Annotated in this window: 1 protein-coding gene; it reads right to left on the bottom strand. The window is 66.7% G+C overall.

Annotated features, from left to right (window positions below):
- Positions 1-56: 56 nt before the first annotated feature.
- Positions 57-947 (bottom strand): transposase family protein, encoded by an 891-nt coding sequence (locus tag ACIO3R_RS39535; RefSeq protein ID WP_402111960.1) that lies wholly within the window; start codon positions 945-947, stop codon positions 57-59.
- Between the last annotated feature and the right edge of the window lie 122 nt (positions 948-1069).

Below are 1069 nucleotides of genomic sequence, written 5' to 3'. Positions count from 1 at the left end.
ACGACCTCGTGCATGGTTGGGGCGAGGGCGTGTTGAGGTTGCGGTCGGCGTTTTGATCATGCGGGTGTGGCGGGCAGTGCGAGTGCCTTCGTGTGAGGGGTGGCTTGTTGGTCGGTCAGGAGTCCGGCGACGGCTCGGATGGTGTCGGGCAGGTTCTCTCGTCGGGTGTGATGCCGGGCGAGGGCCCTCCAGTTCTTGAGGTGGGCGATGCCGTGTTCGACGGGGATTCTGGCCGAGGAGTGGGCGAAGCGGGCGGCCTCGTGGTGTGCCATCAGCCATTGCAGGTGTTCGAGGTGTTTGCCGCGGCGTTTGCGTGGCGGGGTGACGACCTGGCCGTAGGTTTGCGCCGCGAGGCCTTGATAGCCGGCGTCGGCAAGGATCTGCAGGTCAATGGTGTCAGCGAGCAGGTCGACCAGGCCGGCGTCACGGGCTTGGGTGATGTCGGCGATGGATCCGGCCCGGACCTCGCCGCAGAACAGTGGTCGTCCGCGCTGGTCGGTGACGACGAGGGCTTTCATGGCGTTGATGCGGCTCTTGCCGGAGATGAACCGGCTGCGTCCGCCGCGATGTGCGCTTGGGCGACGGACTCGGACCTCGGTGGCGTCCATCAGTGCGGTCTGGCCGGTGGCGCCAAGATGGGCGATCACATCGGCAAGCGTGCGAAGTCGCAGACCACCCTCGATGCGACAGCCGCGGTCGGCCAGTAGAGGCCGGATCTCGCCGACCGCACGGGTGATGGTCGACCGGTCCACCTGGAACCAGCAGGCCAGTACGTCGTGGGTAACGCCGTGCCTCAGGTGAACGAGTGTGGCCAGGAGTCGGTCGACGAAGACCAGCTTGTACTTCGCGCCCGCTCCGACCGCCCGCCGCCGCGGTCGGTCGAGTAGCTCGGCATCCCTGCGGGCCTGCCAGACCGGGCCCAACTCCGCTACCAGATCGGCAATCACAGCCGTTGAAAGGCCCGTGACCCGACGCTCCGACATGATCAACCCACGTGCCTGTATCCCCACCACGAACGGCCTAACGAACCGGCAGGGCCAACGTCACCGCTAACCATGCACGAGCTCGT

The organism is Streptomyces sp. NPDC087428 (genome assembly GCF_044744085.1).
Classification (GTDB): domain Bacteria; phylum Actinomycetota; class Actinomycetes; order Streptomycetales; family Streptomycetaceae; genus Streptomyces.
The sequence above is the reverse complement of the archived record's forward strand: the minus strand, read 5'-3'. Positions and strand labels throughout refer to the sequence as shown.